Consider the following 21,826-nt stretch of genomic DNA (forward strand, 5'->3'; position numbering starts at 1 on the left):
TGCAGCGTGGCATGCACCAACGGCTGCGGTTCCGCCGCAGGGGCGACATACACCGGGCCGCCGGTGCCGCGACGGCGCTGGTCGGGCGCGCCCTGCCAGTTTTCGATCCGCCGGTAATAGCCAAGAATGGACTCGTATTCCCAGCCCGAATCACCTGATTCCGAAGCAAAGAAATCCCAGTCGGTTTTATGACCACGCGACCAGACCATCACATTAATGCTTGAACCACCGCCCAGCCCCTTTCCCATGTTCAGGGGTAGCCGCCGCCCGTTGAGATGGGGATTCGGTTCCCCGACGAAATTCCAGTCGTATTTGGAACCCAGATTCAACGGCCAACTACCAGGGTCGGAAATGGTTGGGCTGACATCATCGTCGCCCGCTTCAAGAAGCAAGACTTGTACACCCGGCAGCTCGGATAAACGTGCGGCAACGACACACCCGGCTGAACCTGCACCGCAGACAATGAAGTCATAGTTCGACTTAAGCCCGAAGGTAAGCGAACCGTGATCATCTGCAGCACCGATCTTGCTGATAGAATCAACGCTCATTTTATGTCCTCATAGATATTCACAGTAAGAGTTCTTCCAACCACAACTATTGCGATCGTGCTCCCTGACAATCTCTTTACTGCATACCTGTGCTGAGAAGGATCGTACCTCTATCAACTACCCGGTCCGTGCCAGCAAACGCGGCAGTATTTGGGAAGCATGAAAAGCAATTCTTTACGCCTTTGCCGGGTTTAAAGGGGTGTCCGGAAAATACCCCCCGACAAAAGCAGAACAATGTTTCACCCTAAGCCAAACTTGTTAACATCTTGTGACAATTAATATGCCGCGATAATAAACAATGTAAATAGTCACTTTTATGAACAATTCAGATCTTTTTCTTATAAGCCCACAGGACGTGAGGTTTAAGGATGGGGGAAAATAAAAAGCAGGATAATTCTTAGAGGCGCGCGGCGAAGAAAGGGAATTACAACGTATTGCCGTGATAAATCTGATATCCCAAATCCACGGTATTGTGGTTGAGATCGTCGTTTTTTAACTTGTCGAGCAACATTTGCGCGGCCATACGGCCAATGTCGAACCGCGGCGTAATGACGCTCGCCAGGCTTGGGATCATCTGCTTGCCCATCTCCAGGCCGTGGAACCCGGCGATGGAGATCTGCTCCGGTATCGCCATTCCCCGTTCGAAGCACAGCAGCAGCGCGCCCATGGCGATGTCGTCGTTGGTGCAAAACACGCCATCGGTCTCGGGGAATCGGCTGAGGGCTTCACTCATCAGCTGCATGCCGAGGTTAATCGACGAGCTGGCGCGCGGGTTGATGCGGTGCGATTCGAGACCGCGCCCGGTCATGGCGTCGCAGTAGCCGCGAAAGCGCAGCTCATCGCGAATATCGTCTTTCGAACCGAGGTAGATAATCTGGCGGCGCTGGCGTTTGTCGAGCATGGTGGTCACCATGTCAAACGCCGCCTGACGGTTGTCGAACCCCACTTCCATGTCGAGCCGTTCGCCCTGCAGATCCATCAGTTCAACGATAGGGATTTTAGCGGAGCGCAAGAATTTCACTGTCCGCAGCGTATGGAATTTCTCCGACAGAATAATACCGTCAATATTATACGAGAGCAGGTTGATGACCGACTCCTCTTCCGACTCGCGGTCGTAATTGTAGTTGGCGATCAGCGTCTGATAATTGTGCCCGGACGTCACCGACTCGATCCCGGCGAGAATGTCGGCAAACAGTTGATTCTGAAAGGAGGGAATCAATACGCCGATGGTGTAGCTCTGCGCGTTCAGCAAAATACCCGGTGCGCGATTGGGGACGTAATTGATCTCCTCCATGATTCTGGCGATGCGTTCCCCGGTCTCTTTCGACACTTTTTTCGGCGAACGGAGATAGCGGCTGACCGTCATTTTAGTGACGCCCGCCAGGGTGGCGATATCCTGCAATGATATCCTGTGGTTTCTCATCATCTCTCCGGACTCAACGCCTGTCCCGGCTGGCGCTGAGGGAAAGCGGCGCCCTTTCCCTCAGTTGTACACCAAATGATTAATGCAAAATAGCGTTCAGGCTCAGAACACCGATTAAGCCCATGAATGAAATTAATGTTTCCATCACCGTCCAGGTGCGCAGTGTTTCGCCCACGCTGAGGTTGAAATAGCCTTTAAAAAGCCAGAATCCCGGATCGTTGACATGCGAGGCAATTACGCTCCCGGCCCCGGTCGCCAGCACCATCAATGCCGGATCGGCATGGGTCACGCTGATGATCGGTAACACCACACCTGCGGTAGTGATCGCCGCGACGGTCGCCGACCCCAGCGCGATACGCAGCACGGCGGCAACGGTCCAGCACATCAGCAACGGCGACAGCGACGTGCCGGTCATCAGTTGCGAAATATACTGCCCGACGCCGCTGTCCACCAGCACCTGCTTGAACGCGCCGCCGCCAGCGATAATAAAGACGATCATCGCGATAGCACCAATCGAATCCGCCGCCATCTCCATCACGTTTTCCAGGTTACGCCCGTTGCGCAGCCCAAGGGTGAAAATCGCGATCACGATAGCAATAAACAGCGCCACCGCCGGGTTACCGATAAATTCGAAGAACACGCGCACGCTGTTGGTTTTCGGCATTGTGATTTCGCACACGGCCGCGATAGCCATCAAAATCACCGGCATTATTGCCGCGAAAATACTGTTCCAGAAGCCCGGCATCTCTTCTTCGGTGAAAATCCGCGGGTTAAATAACCCTTCCGGCGGCGTTCTTTCAAAGCGGGTCAGCAGTTTGGAAAACAGCGGACCGGCCACAATCACCGTCGGAATAGTAATAATCAGGCCATACAGCAGCGTGGTGCCGAGGTTGGCTTCAAAAATCGTCGCGATCGCGGTCGGGCCGGGGTGCGGCGGCAGAAAGCAGTGGGTCACCGACAGCGCGGCCACCATCGGCACACCAACGTACAGCATCGGCAGCCCGGCAGACGCCACCACGGTAAACACCAGCGGCAACAGCAGCACGAAACCGACTTCAAAGAACATCGCCAGGCCGACCACCAGACCGGTGATCAACAACGCCCATTGCACGCGTTTTTTGCCGAAGGTGGCAATCAGCGTGGTGGCGATACGCTGCGCGGCGCCGGTATCGGAGATCATCCGCCCCAGCATCGCGCCAAAACCGAGGATCATCGCCAGCCCACCCAGCGTTCCGCCGATCCCTCCCTGAATGGAATGCAGAACCGCCTGCGCATCCATCCCTTCCGCAAAACCGACCACTGCGGCAACCAGTACAAGGGCAATAAAACCGTTGACCTTAAAGCCAATCATCAGCACCAGCAGCAGTGCAACGCCTGCTGCAATTATTATTAAAGGCATAGTCGTATCTCTTATCAGTGCCAGAAAAGCAGCGCTTGCGCGCTGCACAGGGTTGCGATGGCGTCAGACGGCAACCAGCATGCCGCCATCGACAAACAACAGATGCCCGTTGACGAAATCGGACGCTTTCGAGGAGAGGAACACCGCAGCGCCAATCAGCTCCTGCGGATCGCCCCAGCGCGCGGCAGGCGTACGTTTACACAGCCAGGCGGTGAAGGCTTCGTCTTCCACCAGCGCTTTGGTCATTTCGGTCTGGAAATAGCCCGGCGCAATGCCATTGACCTGAATGTTGTGGCGCGCCAGCTCCACGCACATGCCACGGGTCAGCATTTTCACTGCCCCTTTTGACGCGGCGTACGGCGTGATGGTGTCGCGGCCCAACTCGCTCTGCATCGAACAGATGTTGATCACTTTGCCCGCTTTACGCTCGACCATCCGCCGGGTCACCGCTTGCGAGACAAGGAAAACCGCGGTCTGGTTGACGGCAATCACGTCATTCCACTCCTGTTCCGGGAATTCCGTGAACGGGTGGCGACGCTGGATCCCGGCGTTATTCACCAGCACATCGATGGGGCCGACCTGCGCTTCCACCTTCGCGATAGCCGCGTCAATTTCCTGTTTACAGGTGACGTTGAACGGTGCCGCTACGGCGCGAATGCCGGCACTCTGCAGCTTATCCACCGCCGCCGCCGCACGCTCCTGGGTGATATCGTTAACGATAATCTGCGCGCCATAGCTGCCAAGCCCGGTCGCCAGCAAATAACCGATACCCTGAGCAGCGCCGGTAATCAGGACATTTTTGCCCTCAAGAGAAAAAAGATCGTTCATGCTTATATTCCTTTTGTCATATCTCAAAAAACTAACTGGACCTTCGCGGCCTGCGTTTTATCGCCCGCGAATTTCAGCGCCTGCTCAAGTTCAGTAAAGGGGTATTCTCCACTCAGTAGCGGCAGCGGATCGATAACGTTATTNNGAACGATCCTTTGAGGGAAATTTCTTTGGCGATCAGCATCATCATCGGGAATTCCGGCACTGCCCCGCCCATGCCGACCTGCACCATCACGCCTTTGGCGCGGGTCACGTCGAGACAGGTGGTGATGGAGGACGGATGGCCGGAAACTTCAAAACTGACGTCGAAATAGCCTTTCTCGGTTTTCCACGGCGCGAGATCGTCATGCTGCGGGTTAATCAGCGTGTCGGCGCCCATTTGGGCCGCCAGCGACAGCGAACGCGGGCTGACATCGGCGCAGACAATTTCCGCCGCGCCGAGCGTTTTCACTGCGCTGATAATCAGGCAGCCAATCGGGCCGACGCCGGAAATAAAGACGCGCTTGCCCTGTAAATCCCCTGCTTCATGCGCCGCATGGATAGCGACCGCCAGCGGCTCGGCAAACGCCATTACTTTTTCATTGGCGTCCGCTGAGAACGGAATGCACTGGGCGGTATCGACCACTTTGTAACGGGTAAATCCGCCATCAACGTGCGGGAAATACATGGCGCTGCCAAAGAAACGCATTTCCGTACACTGGTTTTCTTCATGCTGAAGGCAATATTTGCAATGGCCGCACGGTTTTGATGGATTCACCGCGACGGTCTGGCCTTCTTTTAATTCTGCGGAATCGGTATGCACAATTTTACCAATAACTTCATGGCCAAGGATCATCGGCGCTTTGACAGTAAAATTACCGACCTTGCCTTCCTGATAATAATGTAAATCAGAGCCACAAATACCGCCGCGCGTTATTTGCACGAGCGTTCCTTTATTATTCCATTCTATTTCCTGGTCGCTAACGGCAACAGTTTTCTTGCCCGCGACAACGCAGGATTGTGTTTTAACCTTCATATGTTCCTCACTGGTCAGGCATTAACCTCAGCGGCATTAAAACGGTTTTATTTGCGCCAATTTGTGATGAAAATCACATTAAAAAATTGTTACACTACAATGTTACGCATAACGTGATACGTCTTTAAATTCTCATGACTGACCTGAAAAAAGAGTAAACCTGCGCGCTGCGCTGGCGTAGTATCGCGTCAGAAAATAGTGACTCAGGGGAATTCTGATGGCGGGTGAAAGTTATATTTTGATGGGTGTGGCAGGCAGCGGGAAATCATTAATTGGCAGTAAAATCGCCACATTATTATCGGCAAAATTTATTGACGGTGACGATCTCCATCCTGCTAAAAATATTGATAAAATGTCGCATGGCACGCCATTAACCGATGAAGATCGTTTACCGTGGCTGGAAAGATTAAATGATGCCTCTTACAGCCTGTATCGCAAAAATGAAACCGGCTTTATTGTTTGCTCATCACTGAAAAAACAGTATCGCGATATTTTGCGCAAAGGCAGCCCGAACGTTTATTTCCTGTGGCTGGACGGTGATTACGACACCATTCTTGAACGCATGCGCCAGCGCGCAGGCCATTTTATGCCGGTCGCGCTGCTGAAAAGCCAGTTTGACGCGCTGGAATGCCCGACCAGCGCTGAGCAGGACGTCGCGCGCATCGATGCCAATCACGGCGTGGATGAGGTGGTGGAACAGTGCCGCCAGGCGGTGGAAGGCTTCCGCCATCAACAGTAACGAAAAAACGCCCGCGTCAACCTGATTCCGGCATGCCTCTGCGGCGACAAAACGGCTATGCTAATTGTCGAAATGAATAAAAAGATTACTCAGAGGCAATGTTATGGATAAGGAACTTGAGGACGCGGGCTACCGGGTTTATCACGGTGAGAAAATCGACGTCTATTTCAACACCGCCATCTGCCAGCATTCAGGCAACTGCGTGCGTGGCAGCCATCAGCTGTTCAATCTCAAGCGTAAACCGTGGATCATGCCCGACGAGGTAGAAGTTACTACCGTGATGAGCGTGATTGATACCTGCCCCAGCGGCGCGCTGCAATATCGACACAAATAAGCGAGAAGATGATGGAAATACTGGAAGGTCACAACAAATTCTACGTCAACGACGCGCAGGGCCAGCAGGTGGCGGAGATTGTCTTCGTCCCGACGGGCGAGCATCTTAGCATCATTGAACATACCGACGTTGACGCCAGCCTGAAAGGGCAAGGCGTGGGCAAACAGCTGGTGGCCCGCGTGGTCGAGAAAATGCGCAAAGAGAATCGCAAAATCATTCCGCTTTGCCCGTTTGCAAAGCATGAATTTGATAAAACCCGTGAATACGACGATATTCGCGCATAAAAAAACGCACCGGCTCACACCGGTGCGCAACTCATCCCTGAAACGATACTTCCCTCTACCGTCCCCACAACAGCAAAACGTTACGCTTTCGCCGCCTTATTGCGCATCATCAGCACGATAAACAGCGACGCAACTAAGGAGATAGCCAGCAGCACCAGCAGCGTGTGGCTGAAGGCCTGGGTATAGATATTTTCCAGAATTGAGGATTCCTGACCGGAGACGCGAGCGAAAGCATTACCTGACACCACATCGGCGATAAACTGTTTGCCCGACTCCCCTTCCGGCATCGGCTGCGACGCCAGCGCGTGGAAAATGCCGGTGGTCATCAGCGNGCCCACTTCGTGATGATCAACCACACTCAGCGCGATGCCGTCCACCAGCCCGGCGGACAGCCCCATTCCGGCACCCACCAGCAGCAGGATGATAATGATTTCACCGAGCGAGATATCCCCCGCGTTGAAGGCCCACAGCAGCAGCAGACCGACGATAAACAGCACCAGGCTGGCAATCAGCAGCACGTCCGCAGACACGCCGCGGGTCACCAGTTTCCCGGCCACCAGCGGTAGCACCAGCACCGGCGTGGTCAGCGCCAGCATCACCAGCCCGGACTCCAGCGGCGACAGGCTTTTCACGGCGATAAGCCAGGTCGGGAACCAGGTCAGCAGGGTCACAAAGCAGAAGCTCGCCACCACCGGGATCATAATCATCGACAGAAAATAGTGATTACCCAGCAGAGAGAAATTCACCATCGGATGCGCGGCTTTTTTCTCCACCAGCACGAACAGCGCCAGAATCAACGCGCCTGCGCCAAACAGGCTCAGCGTGAGGTTATCCGTCCAGCCGCGCTCTGCGCCCTGGGTGATGCCAGTCATCAGCAGGAACAGCGCCACGATAAACAGCACAATGCCCGCGGCATCAAGCGACGGTTTTTCCGCGCGCTTTGCGGCTGCCGGAACGGCGCTGGTCAACAGCAGCACCACAAACAGCGCAATTGCATGGACGATGAAAATATCGCGCCATCCGGCGATGCTCAGCAACCAGCCGGAAATGGTCGGCCCGAAGGTGATGCCCAGCCCGGCGGTGGTGCCAAACAGGGCAAACGCACGGGTGCGCTGCGCGCCGCTGAAGGTCTGGATCAGAATGGCGCTACCGCAGGAGAAAATCGCCGCACCGCCAATCCCGGCCAGCGCACGCGCCGCATCCAGCACATAGATGTTGTCGGCATGCCAGGAAAGCAGTGAGGCGAGAAAATAGAGACTCGCCCCGGCGATGAACGAGCGCTTACTACCAAACACATCAGCCAGCCCGCCCCACGCCAGGGTGAAACTGGCGAAGGTTAAGTTAAACGCATTCACCACCCACTGCAGCGACGCGGTCTGCGAATGGAGATCCGCACTGATCGCCGGCAGCGCAATGGCTGTCCCGGAAATGGAGGTTGGCACGACGAAGACTGCAATCAGAATGCAGGCCAGGATCATGCTATGCGATGATTTTGCTTCGACAACTTGTGTTTCCATTATTTTATTGAGCCTTGTTTACGGGTAATACAAACCGGGAGCTGTGCAGGTCTCCTGAGAATAATGCCTTCATTCCAGATGAAATTTTCCGGTAATACGTCGGGGGCTAACTGCAAATCGGGCGCAAGGCGGCTTATGGCTTTTATTGCCGTGCAGATTTCCAGTTTCGCCAGTTCCTGTCCCATGCAGTGGTGCATGCCGTAGCCAAACTGCAGATGGCGCGGCCCGTTGCGGAACGGATTAATGGTCAATGGTTGCGGGTAAACCTCCGGGTCGCGGTTGGCGAGAAACACGTCGGGGAAAATCGTCGCGCCTGCCGGGATGCGCCCTGTGGAGAGTTCAATGTCTTCGCTGCAGATACGCGGAAACGCCGACGCGGTGCCAAGGTTGGTGAGGCGAATCAGTTCATCCACCACCTGCGGAATAGTCTCCGGCTCCGCCACCACCTGCTGCCACAGCGTGCCGGTGCACAACAGGGCGTAGAAAATTTTGGTCATCACCGTGAGGGTGTTTTGATCGCCGCCGAGCAGCGAACCGAGCAGGATCGCGGTGATTTCATCGTCGTTGAGCGGCGGCGTGGCGCTGTCGCGCATCGCCACAAAACGGGCGATCAGCCCGTCGTCGTCATGCTGACGAACGCCGGTGACGTGCTCGCGAACGTAGGTGTAGAGCGCGGTAAACTTCTCAATCAGATCGTCCACCTGCTGCGGATTGGCTTTTTGCACCGTCACGCTCAGTACACGAAAGTACTCTTTTTCTTCTAACGGAATGCCGAGCAGCAGACAGTTGATCTGCACTGCCAGCGGGTCGAGCACATCCTGATAGAGGTCAAAACGCGATGCATCAAGCGGGTGCTGCATCAGATTTTCAATGGCATCAACTATGTGCGGTTCAAGCCACGCCAGTCCGCTGGCGCTGTAGTCCTTCGCCACAAAACGCTTCATGCGCGAGTGATGCGGAAAATCGAGATTAAGCAGCAGATCTTTCGGCGTCAGGGTCGGAAGAATGCTGGGCGCATCGGGAAGGTTGGACGGGCCGCGCAGGCAGCTGTTGCTGGTGAGGACTTTTTTGACGTCGTGATAGTTAATCACATGCCAGGCCTCGTGGCCGCTCAGCAGTCTGATTTTCCCGGCCTGCTGATACGTGGCGGGTTGCAAGGTTTGATAACCGGGTGTGCAGTCGTAATGCGGAATATCGGCAACGGACGGAAAGGCTTCAGGCATCACGCTCATAGGACGATCTCCTGTTTTTGCAGCAGGCCGGCTAACTCCGCCACCACGCTGGAACTCTCTTTGAAGTGCACGCTTCGCCAGCCGCTGCGCTCGGCGGCCATGCAGTTTTCCAGCATGTCGTCGATCAGCAGGCACTCGTCCGGGCGGACGCCCGCCCGTTTGGTCGCGATGTCGAAAATTTCTGCTTCGGGTTTGCGGTAGCCCACTTTGCAGGAGTCGATAATCACATCCGCAAGCTCGCTGATGCCAATCACCCGCTTCCAGTGATCTTCCCATTCCACCACGTTATTGGTGAGGATCCCGGCCATCAGCCCGGCGTCTTTCACTTTATGAAACAGGTCGATCATCAGCTGGTTCGGTAAGATACCGTCGAACCACTGCGCGCCGAACATTTCCAGTTGCGCCCGCGAGAGATCAAGTTCCGGCGACGACAGCGCGATTTTTTGCCGGATCCGCGCGCCCCACTCGGCTTCGGTGATCAGCGCTTTTTCGATGGGCGTCAACACGCCCATATTCATATCGTCGGCAACCTCTTTCATTCCACGCTGCAATATGGCAGGTGGAATGCCGGTTTTCAGATAATACGAGGTAAAGAGATCCGGAATCGATGGCGACAGCACGCCCCCAAAATCAAACCAAATAATTTTCATACTGTTTTACTTAAAGGTAATGGTGAGTTCAGCCGTGGAGACTGTTTTCTCGTCCTGAGAAATCGTCATCGGAATGACGGTGCTTTTTTTATCTTCCGTCAGATAAATTTCACCCAGCAACGCATGGCAATACGCGGGCGAATTAAATTCACAGAAGCGGGTAAAACTGACGTTGTAGCGGCTGATGACCAGATCGTAACAGCGGGTGCCCAGCCGACTGCGCATCGCCAGCAGCGCGGTCTGACGGTAGGCTTCCATCAACAGCATGCCCGGCACGTGGTCGAGCGGGTGGTCAAAAATGGACGGGTGCGACTGGTCGACAATCACCGTGGTGGTGATGCCGGGCTCGCTGATATCCGCATTGCCGATAACCACGTTCAGCGGCAACTGGCGCCCCACTTCCAGCATCTCAGCGGGTACCACGGCGGAATAGTCGTGATTCTCCAGCGGGCGCTGGCTGCGCAGGCGGTGCCATTTCTTGTCATCCATCCACGAAATATTCATGACTTTCTGTGCGCAGCACAGCCCATCGACATAAATATCCATGCGGAAAATAAGACCGGTCAGTTCTGATTTTCTGAATTTACGCTCGATAATATCGACTTCGACAATGACGTTTGAGCATTCCGTTTTGTATGGAATTTCACTTTCAAAGAGCGTGAAATCGGCATCGTCAAAGACAAATTTGGCGCTGTAGGGCACGGCGAAAAAGTTATGCGTGACGTAAATCGATGTCTGACGGCAAATTTCCAGTAACAGGATCGCGTCATACACCCGTTCACTCGATTTTCGAAACGGGAGATCGTTAAAATAAATATGTGATTTGGGTAAATACCCGGCGGTTATGTATTTATTATCGTGGATTTTTCTGATGTCTGTTAAAAAGACTTCGCCCACTGCCGCACGATGCACACAAGATTTCGGTATGGTGTTCTGATAATTATATGAACCGGTCCTGATTATGAATTCTGATTCAACATCTTCGATGAAAGACATGTTAACCCCATTAAATCAATCAATAATCTCAGGATTAGGGTTATCTTGCTGAGTCGTAGTAAGATAACCATTAATCGTTCGCCACACATCGTACGTATCACCCCACGCGTACGTTCGATACTCATCGAACACATATAAAATTCAGGATTCCTGGAATTTTGTCAAGAATCTGTTAAGAGAAATCTGTAAATCAGGAGAAAGAATGGAAGAAAAGGCAAGTGAAGAAGTGTTACCCTTTGATATAGTTAAAGTATTTAAAGCCCTCGCCGATCCGGTCCGTTTGACCATTGTGCGGGGTTTGCTGGCTGACAGCCCGGGAGCGGAGCGTCACTGCTCCACGTTTGGGCTCACCGTCACGCGCGCCACTCGCTCACATCACTTCAAAGTGTTGCGTGAAGCGGGGCTGATCCGCGTCGTTGACAAGGGTAACATGGCAGTCGCCGTGCTGCGGTGGGATGAAATTGAACACGAGCTTCCAGGCCTGGTTCAGCTTATTCGTCATACTGACAATTAATAATCATTGTGCTATGGAGTTTCTCCGGAAAATAACACACTGAGTGTGTGATTATCATTATCTAATACATATCAGTGGAATAAACTTCTGGCTGTTCTGAATAAGTTCAGCCAGAAGCCCCTGTTCTATTTCTTTTCACATTGTGTTTGTGTTTATTCTTTTTTTGCACTTTTCCGCACGCCGCACCAGCCCGTGACCGCCTTCGCAGCGTCGGGGTTATCTTACCGCTATGATTTAACTGAGTATTCAACGCAGGTGAATTCGCCATGGAACCGTTACACGCCATTTTGCTCACCGTCGGGCTGTTCGTCCTGACCTTCTTCAACCCCGGCGCGAATCTGTTCGTGGTGGTGCAGACCAGCCTCGCCTCCGGGCGACGGGCAGGCGTGCTCACCGGGCTTGGCGTGGCGCTGGGCGATGCGCTCTACTCCGGCTTAGGGCTGTTCGGCATGGCGACGCTCATCACCCAGTGCGAAGGGCTCTTTTCGGCGATCAAAATTGGCGGCGGCCTGTACCTGCTGTGGTTTGCGTACAAGAGCATGCGCCGCCAGCCATCACCGATGACACCTGCGCTGACCCGCCCCATCGTCGCGCCGTGGTATGTCTTTTTTCGCACCGGCACCATCACCTGTCTCTCTAACCCGCAGACGGTGCTGTTTTTTATCAGTATCTTCTCCGTTACTCTCAGCGCCCAGACGCCGACATGGGCCAAACTGCTGGCGTGGCTGGGGATTGTACTGAGCTCCATTACCTGGCGACTGTTCCTCAGCCAGGCTTTCTCTCTGCCTGCCGTCCGGCGGTCCTACGCCAGCATGCAGCGCATCGCCAGCCGGGTGATCGGCGCGGTCATTGGCCTGTTTGCTATGAAATTAATCTGGGAAGGGGTGATGCGGAAATAAAGCCCCCTCCGTGCGGAAAGGGCTCCACGCCTGTTATGCGCCGACGCTTCCCCACACCATCTTCCCTTTGTGGAAGGTGGCGGTGCGTGGCGAGATGCGCGCGACGGCTTCGGCCGAGCAGGAGGCGTCCACCAGCACAAAGCTGGCGTCATCCTGCGCTTTCGGCCACACGCGTTCCCCTTTGTCGTTCAGCGGCAGTACATCCCCGGTCGCAAACGACAGCGCACGGGACAGCGTGCCTTCGTTCGGGCGAATATACAGCTGCGCGTAGAGGTTCGCTTTTTCCAGCATGTCGCCCAGACCGTACGGCGACCAGTGGTCGATCACGCTGTCGGTGCCGGTCATCACGAACACGCCTTTATCGCGCAGTTGCTTAAGCGGCATATGCAGGGTGCCAATTGGCACAGTGGAGGCGATGGTTACCTGCTGCGCCGCCATGCGGGTTGCCAGTTCATCCACCTGTTTTTCGTTGAGTGTTGCCAGCGCAAAGGCGTGGCTGATGGTCAGTTTGCCCTTCAGCGCCGGGGTGTTCTCGACCGTTTGCACCATGTAATTTACCGCCGCCACCCCCGCCGGGCTGGTTTCATGCAGGTGAATATCGACGCCTTTGTCATAGTCGAGCGCAATCTGAAACAGGGTGTCGAGGGATTTTTCCATCGCGCCGTCAACGTTTGTGGGGTCAAGACCGCCCACGTAGTGCGCCCCGGCTTGCATCGCGTCACGCATCAGCGGTTCGCATTTCGACAGCAGCAGACCGTGCTGCGGAAACGCCACGATGTCACAGTCAAAACCGGGCTTGCGCTGAGCCAGCACCGCCTGCAGATTTTCGAGGTTTTTCAACCCGGAAACCGGGTCGATATTACAGTGGCTGCGCGCCACGGTGGTGCCCTTCGACTGCAGCAGATCGATAAGCTTACCGGCACGCTCCCGGGTATAAGGTTGCAGTTCCGGCAGCAGTTTTTGCTCCAGGCGGATCATGTCCTGAATGGTGGTGCCCGCCGGGCGATTCAGCGAGCGCCACGGGCCGCCATAAAAAGTTTTATCGAGGTGGATATGCATGTCACGCATGGCTGGCAGCATCAGCTTGCCGCCCGCATCGTAGCGCGGCAGCGTGGCGTCCGGGTGGCTTTTGTTGTCCCGCAACGCGACGATTTTGCCGTCGCTGATTTCCAGGGTCTGCAGGGCGGTCGTGGTATGGACGGGTACGCTGCCGTCGAACTCAAAACCGGTTTCCAGCAGCACGTTGTCCAGGTAGTAATGTTTGTCGTTGATGTTCACGGTCCCTTTCGCTACGCCGTTTTCTCGGGGGGTACCGGCAGCATACGCCACCGGCGCAACCGAGCCAAACAGTGCCGCCGCGGTGACCATTTTGCCGCTCTGGCTCAGAAATTCACGGCGGCTATTATTTTCCTTCATCTCTTGATCCTTCAGCTATGGACAATATGGGTGCCTGTTTCGCCCCGCAGGGCGGCAGGCAATGCTTCCGGCGTGGTGATAATCACCCGTTTACCGCCGTGCTGTAAGAACGCCAGACTGGCGACGATTTTGGGCAGCATACTGCCCGGCGGGAAATGCCCTTCCTGCATATATCGTGTCATGTCGGCGATGTTGACCGTATCCAGCGCCTGCTGGTTGGGCTTGCCAAAGTGAATGCAGACTTTTTCCACGCCGGTGGTGATCACCAGAATGTCGGCGCGAATTTCACGCGCCAGCAGCGCGGTGGAGAGATCTTTGTCGATCACGGCGTCCACGCTCTGATAATCGCCCTGTTCGCTGCGAATGACCGGGATCCCGCCGCCACCGGCGCCGATCACCACAAACCCCTGCTGCGTCAGCGCTTTGATGGCTTCCGCTTCCACAATGCGCTTCGGCTCCGGCGAGGCGACGACCCGGCGATAACCGCGCCCGGAATCCTCCACAAAGTGCCACGTCGGATGCGCCTGCTGCAGTTCATCACGCTGCGACTCGCTGAAGAACGCGCCGATCGGTTTGGCTGGACGGGTAAACCCCGGATCGTTTTTATCCACTTCCACCTGCGTGACCACGGTGACCGCTTTCTGCTCGCCGTGACGCGCCAGACGGTTATTCAGTGCCTGTTGAATGAGATATCCAATGCCACCTTGCGTATCAGCAACACAGTTCGCCAGCGGCGTCAGCGGCAGGCCCTCGCCNTCACGATGGCACCCGGCTCAACGCGCGCCACTTCACGGCTATCGAGGATATGTTTCAGGACAAACATGCCGCTCATCATCAGGTAGGCGATGACGAACATCATTGAACTGCCCTCAGCGAAGCCGACCATTGGCGAGTGGATAACGCCGAATAGCGACAGCAGCGCGCCACAGGCCGCGGAGACCGCGCCGCGCAATGGTTTGTTGAGGATCGAGAAGATGGCGATACAGCCCCACAGCATACTGGCGAGCGGTGCGCCGTTGCCCAGATGCATCAGTCCTTCGTAGTAAATGCCTTTGCTGTGCAGCACGTCGGTGCCTATCTTCGCCGCCGAGGTTCCCGCCGCGCCCATCACGCTGTTCATCATGGTCAGCGCCCAGTTGGCGATCCACGGGAACAGACAGATGAAGATGACGGGTACCTCCACTTTCGGCGTTTCCCTCACCACCTGGTTGGCGGTAACGACGCCAATAAACACCAGAATCGGCACAATGGCGGTCATCGGAATGATGGCGAGCATAAATGCGCCCAGCCCGAACAGCGGCACGAGGAACATGGTGACGCCGGAAGCCAGCGTGTAACCGATGCTGGCACCCATCGCTTTCCAGCCTGCGTGGCCCACGTATACCGTCACCGGGAACGGGTTGCCTAACAGGCAGCCGAGCATCGACGAGAGGCCGTTGGCCAGCATCACCTTACGGGTCGGGTATTCATCGCCCGCCGCGTGGGCGCTTTCGATGTTCTCAAGGTCAAAAATGTAGTTTGCCAGCCCCAGCGGTACCGCTGACGCCAGGTACGGCAGCGCGTGCGGCAGCCCCTGCATAAAGCTGTCAACGTGCAGTTCTGGCGGGTTAAAGCCGAACGAGGACATTGAGGCTTTGATCGCTTCCGGACTTTGCAGACCGGAAATCCACGCCAGCGCCGTCCCCGCCACCAGCAACAGCAGCCCGGTCGGGATGCGGGCAAAAATAGCTTTCTTGCCAAACCAGTTGATGAAAATCAGCAGCAGCACAATGAACGATACCGTCGGCGCTTCAAACGCCTGCAGCATCGGGTTCATCGCCAGCAACAGCAGGCCGAGGCCGGACAAGCAGGAGAGCAGCACCGTACGCGGGATCATCTTGCGAATCGTCTCGCCGAGGAACGAGCCGCCCGCCAGGATCAGCGCTTCCACAAAGCACCAGACGAGGCCAATCTGAATCGCGAAATCGGCGTCTTTGGTCTGCTGATAAACCGGCATCAATACCAGAAACGTAACGGTGAAAATCGACGGCGCGCTGGGCCCTGACGGCAGCGCCGTGACGTCCGTGCGCCCGGTCTGGCGCGCCATCTGCATGGCGAACCAGGCATAGCAAATACTGGCCACCAGCACCGCCAGCCCGAACGCGGGCGCGATACGCCCATAAACAATCTCTTTCGGAATGCCGACCACAAAAATGAGCAGGCCCATCATGGTCAGCAGGTTGGTCAGGTTGTTGGTCATCAACCCGAAATACGCTGCCCAGTCACCTCTTTTCCACTCCAGTTTCATGTTTTTCATGGATGCTGACCTTATAAAGAGTAGCGATCGCGGTATGTCAGGATGGCCTTTTCAAAACAGGCGAACGGCGGATGCACAATTCCCGCGCCAATCATTCCGACACCCGCATCCTTGTGCGCAATCGCGGTGTTGATCACTGGCAAAATGCCACTGCCCCCCACCCGCGTGATATCAATGGCGGTCGGCACCCCCATAAAACCGAGCAGGGGAATGGTGACGTTCGGGTTTTCGCCGAGGGTGATTTCACGCATCTGGCGTGAGAAATCGACCGCCTCTTCGACGGTGCCGCCCACCAGCGCCACGATGGCCGGTGCGGTCGCCATCGCAAACCCGCCGATGCCGTAGGTTTCAGTGATCGCGCTGTCGCCGATATCGAGNNCTCAACGCCGTTACGCGCCATCGTCGTGACGACGGTGCTGTATTCGATGCCGTGCGCGGCGTCCATCGCCGCTTTACACATCGCCATCCACGTCGGGCCGGAGAAGTAGTCGCTGCTCAGTACGAACTCGAACACATCACGCTGTTGCTCTACCGGATAACCGGTCTGGATAATCCACGGCGTCAGCGCCTGGATCAGCAGCGCGGTACCGGCGTTGTTGCGGTTGTGGCATTCGTCGCCCATGTGTAGCGCCTGCGCCAGCATCAGACGCAGGTCGATTTCGCCCGCCAGCTTCATGGCGTCGCGTAGCATCGGCCCCATCACATCGCGCATCCAGATCAGACGGTCGATAACGCTCTGATCGTTGGCCCCCATGCGCAGGATCTTCGCCATCTGCTCGCTCATGTTGGTATAAGCGCGGTTGCCATAGGTTTTGTTTTCCACGATGTGCATGAACATGGACGCAGAGGTAACGCCCGCCATCGAGCCCACGCAATCGTGCTCGTGGCACGGTGAGAAGGTGATTTCCCCGGACGCCGCCAGTTCTGCAGCATCGTCGAGATCCTTCGCCAGCCCTTCAAACACCAGCGCCCCGGTGACCGCACCTTTCATTGCGCCGCACATCTTTTCCCAGCGCACCGGTGGCCCGGCGTGCAGAATGGTTTTTGCCGTCATACCCGGCACAACGTTGATCGCCTGGTCATAGCCGATCAGCACCGGGTGAGACTGAATAATGCGCTCCAGCGCCTGCTGGTTGGCGGCAGCGATTTTGTCCGCCAGCGGGGAATCGGCAATCTGATCCAGCGCCTCAACCACTCGCATGTTGCCCTGCCCCGGCGGCGTCCAGTCGAGTTGAGTGACCGGCGTATGCTGTTTTTTCAGATCGTCGCTGAACATGGCGATGCCAACGTTGATAACGTTCAGCGGTTGGCTAAACAGTGACTGGCTCATCAGGCTTCCTCCCCTTTCATCACAAATTCACGCGCCAGCAATCCGGTATTGGTGCTGCTGCTCGCCCAGATCACCCCCGCATCGGTCAGCATCTGACACTGTTGCGCCAGCGACGGTGTGTCGATATCGGTACCGAGCACATAGCCGAGGATTTCCAGTGGGCGACCCTCCGCTTTGGCTATCGCTTTGGCCTCTTTGATGGCGTCGATCATCACGCCGACCGGATCTTCATGCGAACCGAAACCGAGGACGAAATCCATTACGATCACAGCCACTTCCGGATCGCGCGCTTCCTGCAACAGACGGCTGATACGGTTGGTCGGGTCGATCATCGGGTGCGGTTTGCCGTTGGTGAAATCGTCATCGCCAAAGTCGAGGAAGGTATGGCCGATACTGCGATTGAGATCGGTCAGGCGATGCGCCGGATCCGGGTGAATGTTGCTGTATACCTCGGCGTGTTTTTCCATCGCGGCAAACATCGCCTCATCGCACAGCGTGCCTCCGCAGAACAGACCGCGAATGTACTTCTGCTGTGGCGTCAGGCGGGTGCGCACCTCTTCAATCAACGACAGGTTGAGCGGATGCAGATCCAGGCTCTCTTTCCTGATACCGGTCAGTAGCACCGCTTTCAGCGCCGCATCTTTAGTGCCTCGGGCGAACTGCAACCCGGCTTCGTCCGCAGGCGGCGCTTCGCGACCGAGGAAACACACCACCACCGGTTTTTTGCAGGCGCGTGCGCGCTCCAGTACCTTACGGGCCACTGCCGGTGCAGGCGGTTTAGAGATCAGCGCAATGATTTCCGTTTGCGGATCGGCTTCCAGCATGCCAATCGCGTCAAGCATCATCAGGCCGCCGATTTTCTCACTCAGATCGCGACCGCCGGTGCCAATCAGCTGTGAAATGCCGCCGCCGAATTCGTGGATACGGACGCTCAGCTCCTGGCTGCCGGTGCCGGACGCGCCGACGATACCGATGTTGCCGCGGCGCACCGCGTTACCGAAACACAGCGCCGCGCCGTTGATGATTGCCGTTCCGCAGTCCGGTCCCATCATCAACAGCCCTTTTTCGTGGGCCAGCTGTTTCAATGCCAGTTCGTCCTCAATGGAGACGTTGTCAGAGAACAGCATCACGTTGAGATCGTTTTGCAGCGCCTGGCGCGCTTCGCGGGCGGCGAACAGGCCGTTGACAGAGATCACCGCCAGATTGCTGTCAGGAAGGTGTTTTTTCGCGCTGGCGATGGTGGCGTAGCGCGCCTCGTGCTGCCCACCCTGTTCTTTGTGGGTGAACAGAGCATCGATCGCGGCCAGCGATGCCTCGTTGGCCGCGTCGCTGGCACCTTTAATGACGATCATCAGATCGCCATTCTTCGCCTCTTCCAGCTCAGGCGTCAGCAAGCCGAGATTTTTCAGCACGCCTTTGTTCATTTCCGTCGCCATTGCCACAAATGCCTGCTCGACGCCGTCGAGTTTATTGGCACGCGTGGAAATTGACATTAGCGAGACGGAATCAAAATACGTGTTCTTTTTAACAACTATCCTGATTGACATAATTCCCTCCGGACCAGTGGCTCAGGGCGCAGGCGTCCGCCATGCCATAAAGCATGTCGCAGCCTGAACTTGAACCGATATTTTTAATGACGGTGATGTTTTGAAGCGTAACCAGGTTTGGTTCGGTAATAATATCGGCAATACATCGCCCGAGACTTTCCCGATAACGCTGCTGAAAGGCGGCGTCTAATGTTACAGCACTTAACAGCGTGGTATTATTTCTGGCGCGGTGAAGCGCCGATAAAAAGGCCTCGCGATATTTTTCCGCCGGGTGTCCACGGATAAATAAAATAATCCCAAGCCCCACCAGATAATCATCCGCCGACGGCGTTAGCCCGATGCCCAGGCCAATACATTGTGCGACGGCGTTTTCCACATTGTTATTCTGCAGCAGTGCCTGATATAACGCCTGCCGCCGCTTCTGTAATACGCGGGCGATTTCCTGATAAAAAACGTTGTCGCCGCGATAAAGAAATAAGGTCTCGTTTTCCCTTAGCTGCTGATGGATAACCTCGCTCCATCGCTGCCAGGGGATCTGTTGAAATTGTTCTGCGGTAAGCGCCCACTTCGGCGCCAGCCAGCGCTGACAGGCGGATGTGTCTATCCATTTGTCCTCGCCTACCGCAATCCCTGAATCGCTAAACTGCACCTGCTCGCCGGGCCGGAACAGGGTGTCGCATTGCGTGAGCGCCAGCCGACAGCTGTTCGGCGCGTTGTCGCAGCCTTCGCTGAGTAGTGTCAGCAACTGCTGCGTGTGGGGAATAAACAGATTTACCGCCCGGGAAAAAACCTGTTCAACCCTGCCGCTTATTCTCTGTGTGAGAAAGTCCTCATCTGCCGTTAACGCCTGCACGCACTGCCGTATTGGCGTGGCGATAATGGCGCTCCTCTGTCAGGCACCCGCCGCGATCAGCAGCTCAGCAATTTCGTGATAGCCTTTCTCACGCGCCAGCTCGAGCGGGGTTTTGCCGTATTTGTCAGTCATATGCGGATTGGCGCCGTGCTCCAGTAGCAGTCTGACAATCTCCTGCTGCTTTGCGCCGCCATCGTTCAGCACGATGGCTTCCAGCAGCGGCGTCCAGCCGACAAAATTGGTGTGGTTGTAATTAATTTCCGTGCGGGTTAATAATTCGCGAACGATTTCTACGTGCCCTTTTTCACTGGCAGGGGTAATTCCGACACCGCCGAAACGGGTCAGACGATCGAGATCAGGATTGGCGGGCAGTACAATGCGCAGCAGCGTTAAATCATTCGTCAGGCAGCTAATCAGAAACGGGTTAAAACAGGTCTGGTCCTGCTTGTTAATATCCGCTCCGGCGTCAATCAACAAAGAAACACAATCATAATGTTTGTTCAGGCTGGCAATAATAATAGCAGTACGGCCCTGGCGGTTAGTGGCATTTATATCGACATTTTTCGCCAGACAGGATTTTAATGCGTCGGCATTTCCCTGTTCCGCTGCATGTAGAAATTCTGCAATAAGTTCTTTCTCAGACATATTTATTACTCCGGCTATTTCTGTTGTGTCTTGATTTTCCAATAGTCTGAGAATAGCAACAGAGTACCGATAAAAACATCCGCTTAAATTTCATTCATCGTAAGTGCGGTGATTATTGAAAAGGATTTAACAATAGAAGCAAAATGTGCAGTAGTGCAATCTTTCTCTTAGGGTTAACGCCTGTTTTGACAATAAACGCTGCTGCTGATAAAGCTTCATCATGCCGCTTGCGTCGCGGCCTGGAACGAATATTCAGAAGTGTGATTGTCTTCAAATCAAATGTAATGGCAGTGTTAAATTCTGTTCAAAACTGATTGCCCGTCATAGGGATTACAAATACATTCAACAATCGGGACGTGGCTGACTGAAGCCTCATGAAGTAAGGAGTGTTAGGCATGAATTCAATTTTCACTGAGGAAAATCTGCTGGCGTTCACCACCGCCGCGCGCTACGGCAGCTTCAGCAAGGCCGCCGAGGAGCTTGGCTTAACCACCTCGGCCATCAGCTACACCATCAAACGGATGGAAACCGGCCTCGATGTGGTGCTGTTTACCCGTAATACCCGCAGCATTGAGCTGACCGAATCCGGCTTCTACTTTTTCCGCAAAGCCACCGATTTGCTGAACGATTTCCACGCCATCAAACGCAGCATCGACACCATCGCGCAGGGCATCGAAGCGCGGGTGCGCATCTGCATCAATCAGCTGCTGTATACGCCCCGCCATACCGCACGGCTGCTGCAGGTGCTGAAAAAACAGTTTCCCACCTGCCAGATCACAGTGACCACCGAGGTGTATAACGGCGTCTGGGATTCAATCATCAACAATCAGGCTAACATTGCCATCGGCGCGCCCGACACGCTGCTCGATGGTGGCGGCATCGATTACACTGAGATCGGCGCCATCCGCTGGGTTTTCGCCTTTCCGCCGGATCACCCGCTGGCGTTTATGCCGGAGCCGATTTCAGAAAGCCAGCTACGCCTCTACCCCAACATCATGGTGGAAGATACCGCGCACACGATTAACAAAAAGGTGGGCTGGCTGCTGCACGGTCAGGAGGCGATTCTGGTGCCGGATTTCAACACCAAATGCCAGTGCCAGATCCTCGGTGAAGGCATCGGTTTTCTGCCCGACTACCTGGTGCGTGAAGCAATGGAAGAGGGTCTGCTGGTGGTCCGCCAGATCCATAATCCGCGCCAGGATTCGCGCATGCTGCTGGCAACACAGCACGCCGCGACGGGTCAGGTCACCCAATGGATCAAAAAAGCGTTCAGCCCGGACGGCGTGCTGACCGGCATCTATCAGGATCTCCTGCATCGGGAAGTGTAATGTTAATGAATGCACTTGCACACTGTGCATCAG

At 55.5% G+C, this 21,826-nt stretch carries 19 protein-coding genes and 3 pseudogenes; 6 read left to right on the forward strand and 16 right to left on the reverse strand.

Going from position 1 to position 21,826, the window contains the following annotated elements; all coding sequences use genetic code 11:
• The 5 genes and pseudogenes from GM30_RS18830 to idnD all read right to left on the reverse strand — a co-directional run.
• Positions 1 to 548 (reverse strand): GMC family oxidoreductase N-terminal domain-containing protein (locus GM30_RS18830; RefSeq protein WP_193391790.1); only part of this gene is annotated, 548 nt, incomplete at its 3' end.
• Positions 549 to 972: 424 nt separating this feature from the next.
• Positions 973 to 1,971, reverse strand: coding sequence for a DNA-binding transcriptional regulator IdnR (gene idnR, locus GM30_RS18835; RefSeq protein WP_049849873.1), 999 nt, complete (start codon positions 1,969 to 1,971; stop codon positions 973 to 975).
• A 79-nt stretch (positions 1,972 to 2,050) separates the two neighbouring features.
• Positions 2,051 to 3,370, reverse strand: a complete 1,320-nt coding sequence (locus tag GM30_RS18840) for a gluconate:H+ symporter (protein WP_049849874.1) — start codon at positions 3,368 to 3,370, stop codon at positions 2,051 to 2,053.
• A 63-nt stretch (positions 3,371 to 3,433) separates the two neighbouring features.
• Complete coding sequence (gene idnO, locus GM30_RS18845) at positions 3,434 to 4,198, reverse strand: gluconate 5-dehydrogenase (RefSeq protein ID WP_049849875.1); 765 nt, start codon at positions 4,196 to 4,198, stop codon at positions 3,434 to 3,436.
• Between the two features lie 23 nt (positions 4,199 to 4,221).
• A pseudogene (gene idnD / locus GM30_RS18850) lies at positions 4,222 to 5,213 on the reverse strand (L-idonate 5-dehydrogenase).
• A gap of 217 nt (positions 5,214 to 5,430) precedes the next feature.
• Here idnD and idnK point away from each other — a divergent pair.
• The 3 genes from idnK to GM30_RS18865 all read left to right on the forward strand — a co-directional run bounded on the left by idnK (position 5,431) and on the right by GM30_RS18865 (position 6,570).
• Positions 5,431 to 5,952, forward strand: a complete 522-nt coding sequence (gene idnK / locus GM30_RS18855; RefSeq protein ID WP_049849876.1) for a gluconokinase — start codon at positions 5,431 to 5,433, stop codon at positions 5,950 to 5,952.
• Between the two features lie 103 nt (positions 5,953 to 6,055).
• Positions 6,056 to 6,286, forward strand: coding sequence for a 4Fe-4S mono-cluster protein YjdI (gene yjdI / locus GM30_RS18860; protein ID WP_049849877.1), 231 nt, complete (start codon positions 6,056 to 6,058; stop codon positions 6,284 to 6,286).
• A gap of 11 nt (positions 6,287 to 6,297) precedes the next feature.
• Positions 6,298 to 6,570, forward strand: a complete 273-nt coding sequence (locus GM30_RS18865; protein WP_049849878.1) for a GNAT family N-acetyltransferase — start codon at positions 6,298 to 6,300, stop codon at positions 6,568 to 6,570.
• Positions 6,571 to 6,650: 80 nt separating this feature from the next.
• On the opposite strand, the gene GM30_RS18870 is transcribed toward GM30_RS18865, so the two are convergent.
• Genes GM30_RS18870 through GM30_RS18885 form a run of 4 tightly spaced genes read right to left on the reverse strand, consistent with a single transcriptional unit; the run spans position 6,651 to position 10,965 of the window.
• On the reverse strand, positions 6,651 to 8,087 hold the full coding sequence (locus GM30_RS18870) for an MFS transporter (RefSeq protein ID WP_049849879.1): 1,437 nt from the start codon (positions 8,085 to 8,087) through the stop codon (positions 6,651 to 6,653).
• Entirely contained in the window at positions 8,087 to 9,319 is a 1,233-nt protein-coding gene (locus tag GM30_RS18875) for a cytochrome P450 (protein WP_049849880.1), read from the reverse strand. Before GM30_RS18875 ends, GM30_RS18870 begins: the two co-directional genes overlap by 1 nt.
• On the reverse strand, positions 9,316 to 9,969 hold the full coding sequence (locus GM30_RS18880) for an HAD family hydrolase (RefSeq protein WP_049849881.1): 654 nt from the start codon (positions 9,967 to 9,969) through the stop codon (positions 9,316 to 9,318). The genes GM30_RS18875 and GM30_RS18880 overlap by 4 nt, the downstream gene beginning before the upstream one ends.
• A 6-nt stretch (positions 9,970 to 9,975) precedes the next feature.
• On the reverse strand, positions 9,976 to 10,965 hold the full coding sequence (locus tag GM30_RS18885) for a ScbA/BarX family gamma-butyrolactone biosynthesis protein (protein WP_049849882.1): 990 nt from the start codon (positions 10,963 to 10,965) through the stop codon (positions 9,976 to 9,978).
• Between the two features lie 202 nt (positions 10,966 to 11,167).
• On the opposite strand from GM30_RS18885, the gene GM30_RS18890 reads away from it, so the two are divergent.
• Together GM30_RS18890 and GM30_RS18895 are read left to right on the forward strand one after the other, a co-directional pair.
• On the forward strand, positions 11,168 to 11,479 hold the full coding sequence (locus tag GM30_RS18890; RefSeq protein WP_049849883.1) for an ArsR/SmtB family transcription factor: 312 nt from the start codon (positions 11,168 to 11,170) through the stop codon (positions 11,477 to 11,479).
• A 266-nt stretch (positions 11,480 to 11,745) separates the two neighbouring features.
• Positions 11,746 to 12,378, forward strand: a complete 633-nt coding sequence (locus tag GM30_RS18895) for a LysE family transporter (RefSeq protein WP_049849884.1) — start codon at positions 11,746 to 11,748, stop codon at positions 12,376 to 12,378.
• Positions 12,379 to 12,411: 33 nt separating this feature from the next.
• Here the strand turns inward: GM30_RS18895 and GM30_RS18900 are convergent, their stop codons facing one another.
• From GM30_RS18900 to GM30_RS18930, 7 genes and pseudogenes are all read right to left on the reverse strand, one after another.
• Positions 12,412 to 13,794 (reverse strand): amidohydrolase family protein, encoded by a 1,383-nt coding sequence (locus tag GM30_RS18900; protein WP_049849885.1) that lies wholly within the window; start codon positions 13,792 to 13,794, stop codon positions 12,412 to 12,414.
• An 11-nt stretch (positions 13,795 to 13,805) separates the two neighbouring features.
• A pseudogene (locus tag GM30_RS18905) lies at positions 13,806 to 14,546 on the reverse strand (carbamate kinase); the annotation flags it as partial.
• Positions 14,531 to 16,090: a hypothetical protein gene (locus GM30_RS18910; RefSeq protein ID WP_049849886.1), complete on the reverse strand. Its 1,560-nt coding sequence runs from the start codon at positions 16,088 to 16,090 to the stop codon at positions 14,531 to 14,533. The gene GM30_RS18910 and the pseudogene GM30_RS18905, both read right to left, overlap by 16 nt.
• Before the next feature lie 11 nt (positions 16,091 to 16,101).
• Positions 16,102 to 17,420: pseudogene (locus GM30_RS18915) on the reverse strand (YlbE family protein).
• The gene (gene fdrA / locus GM30_RS18920; RefSeq protein WP_049849887.1) at positions 17,420 to 18,967 is read right to left on the reverse strand and encodes an acyl-CoA synthetase FdrA; all 1,548 of its coding nucleotides are present in this window, start codon (positions 18,965 to 18,967) and stop codon (positions 17,420 to 17,422) included. Before fdrA ends, GM30_RS18915 begins: the two are co-directional and overlap by 1 nt.
• Positions 18,945 to 19,820: an oxamate carbamoyltransferase subunit AllH family protein gene (locus GM30_RS18925; RefSeq protein WP_072094179.1), complete on the reverse strand. Its 876-nt coding sequence runs from the start codon at positions 19,818 to 19,820 to the stop codon at positions 18,945 to 18,947. The genes fdrA and GM30_RS18925 overlap by 23 nt, the downstream gene beginning before the upstream one ends.
• Positions 19,821 to 19,859: 39 nt before the next feature.
• Positions 19,860 to 20,465 (reverse strand): ankyrin repeat domain-containing protein, encoded by a 606-nt coding sequence (locus GM30_RS18930; protein WP_049849888.1) that lies wholly within the window; start codon positions 20,463 to 20,465, stop codon positions 19,860 to 19,862.
• A gap of 395 nt (positions 20,466 to 20,860) precedes the next feature.
• Here GM30_RS18930 and GM30_RS18935 point away from each other — a divergent pair, with 395 nt between their 5' ends.
• On the forward strand, positions 20,861 to 21,793 hold the full coding sequence (locus tag GM30_RS18935) for a LysR substrate-binding domain-containing protein (RefSeq protein ID WP_049849889.1): 933 nt from the start codon (positions 20,861 to 20,863) through the stop codon (positions 21,791 to 21,793).
• The last annotated feature ends 33 nt before the right edge of the window (positions 21,794 to 21,826 follow it).

The sequence above is a fragment of the Trabulsiella odontotermitis genome (assembly GCF_001188485.1).
GTDB lineage: Bacteria > Pseudomonadota > Gammaproteobacteria > Enterobacterales > Enterobacteriaceae > Trabulsiella > Trabulsiella odontotermitis_A.

What these genes read in the sequence shown, in the direction of transcription:
- idnR (WP_049849873.1), bottom strand. Translation starts at nt 1,971, where the DNA reads ATGAGAAACCACAGGATATCATTGCAGGATATCGCCACCCTGGCGGGC.
- GM30_RS18840 (WP_049849874.1), bottom strand. Translation starts at nt 3,370, where the DNA reads ATGCCTTTAATAATAATTGCAGCAGGCGTTGCACTGCTGCTGGTGCTG.
- idnO (WP_049849875.1), bottom strand. Translation starts at nt 4,198, where the DNA reads ATGAACGATCTTTTTTCTCTTGAGGGCAAAAATGTCCTGATTACCGGC.
- idnK (WP_049849876.1), top strand. Translation starts at nt 5,431, where the DNA reads ATGGCGGGTGAAAGTTATATTTTGATGGGTGTGGCAGGCAGCGGGAAA.
- yjdI (WP_049849877.1), top strand. Translation starts at nt 6,056, where the DNA reads ATGGATAAGGAACTTGAGGACGCGGGCTACCGGGTTTATCACGGTGAG.
- GM30_RS18865 (WP_049849878.1), top strand. Translation starts at nt 6,298, where the DNA reads ATGGAAATACTGGAAGGTCACAACAAATTCTACGTCAACGACGCGCAG.
- GM30_RS18875 (WP_049849880.1), bottom strand. Translation starts at nt 9,319, where the DNA reads ATGAGCGTGATGCCTGAAGCCTTTCCGTCCGTTGCCGATATTCCGCAT.
- GM30_RS18880 (WP_049849881.1), bottom strand. Translation starts at nt 9,969, where the DNA reads ATGAAAATTATTTGGTTTGATTTTGGGGGCGTGCTGTCGCCATCGATT.
- GM30_RS18885 (WP_049849882.1), bottom strand. Translation starts at nt 10,965, where the DNA reads ATGTCTTTCATCGAAGATGTTGAATCAGAATTCATAATCAGGACCGGT.
- GM30_RS18890 (WP_049849883.1), top strand. Translation starts at nt 11,168, where the DNA reads ATGGAAGAAAAGGCAAGTGAAGAAGTGTTACCCTTTGATATAGTTAAA.
- GM30_RS18895 (WP_049849884.1), top strand. Translation starts at nt 11,746, where the DNA reads ATGGAACCGTTACACGCCATTTTGCTCACCGTCGGGCTGTTCGTCCTG.
- GM30_RS18900 (WP_049849885.1), bottom strand. Translation starts at nt 13,794, where the DNA reads ATGAAGGAAAATAATAGCCGCCGTGAATTTCTGAGCCAGAGCGGCAAA.
- fdrA (WP_049849887.1), bottom strand. Translation starts at nt 18,967, where the DNA reads ATGTCAATCAGGATAGTTGTTAAAAAGAACACGTATTTTGATTCCGTC.
- GM30_RS18930 (WP_049849888.1), bottom strand. Translation starts at nt 20,465, where the DNA reads ATGTCTGAGAAAGAACTTATTGCAGAATTTCTACATGCAGCGGAACAG.
- GM30_RS18935 (WP_049849889.1), top strand. Translation starts at nt 20,861, where the DNA reads ATGAATTCAATTTTCACTGAGGAAAATCTGCTGGCGTTCACCACCGCC.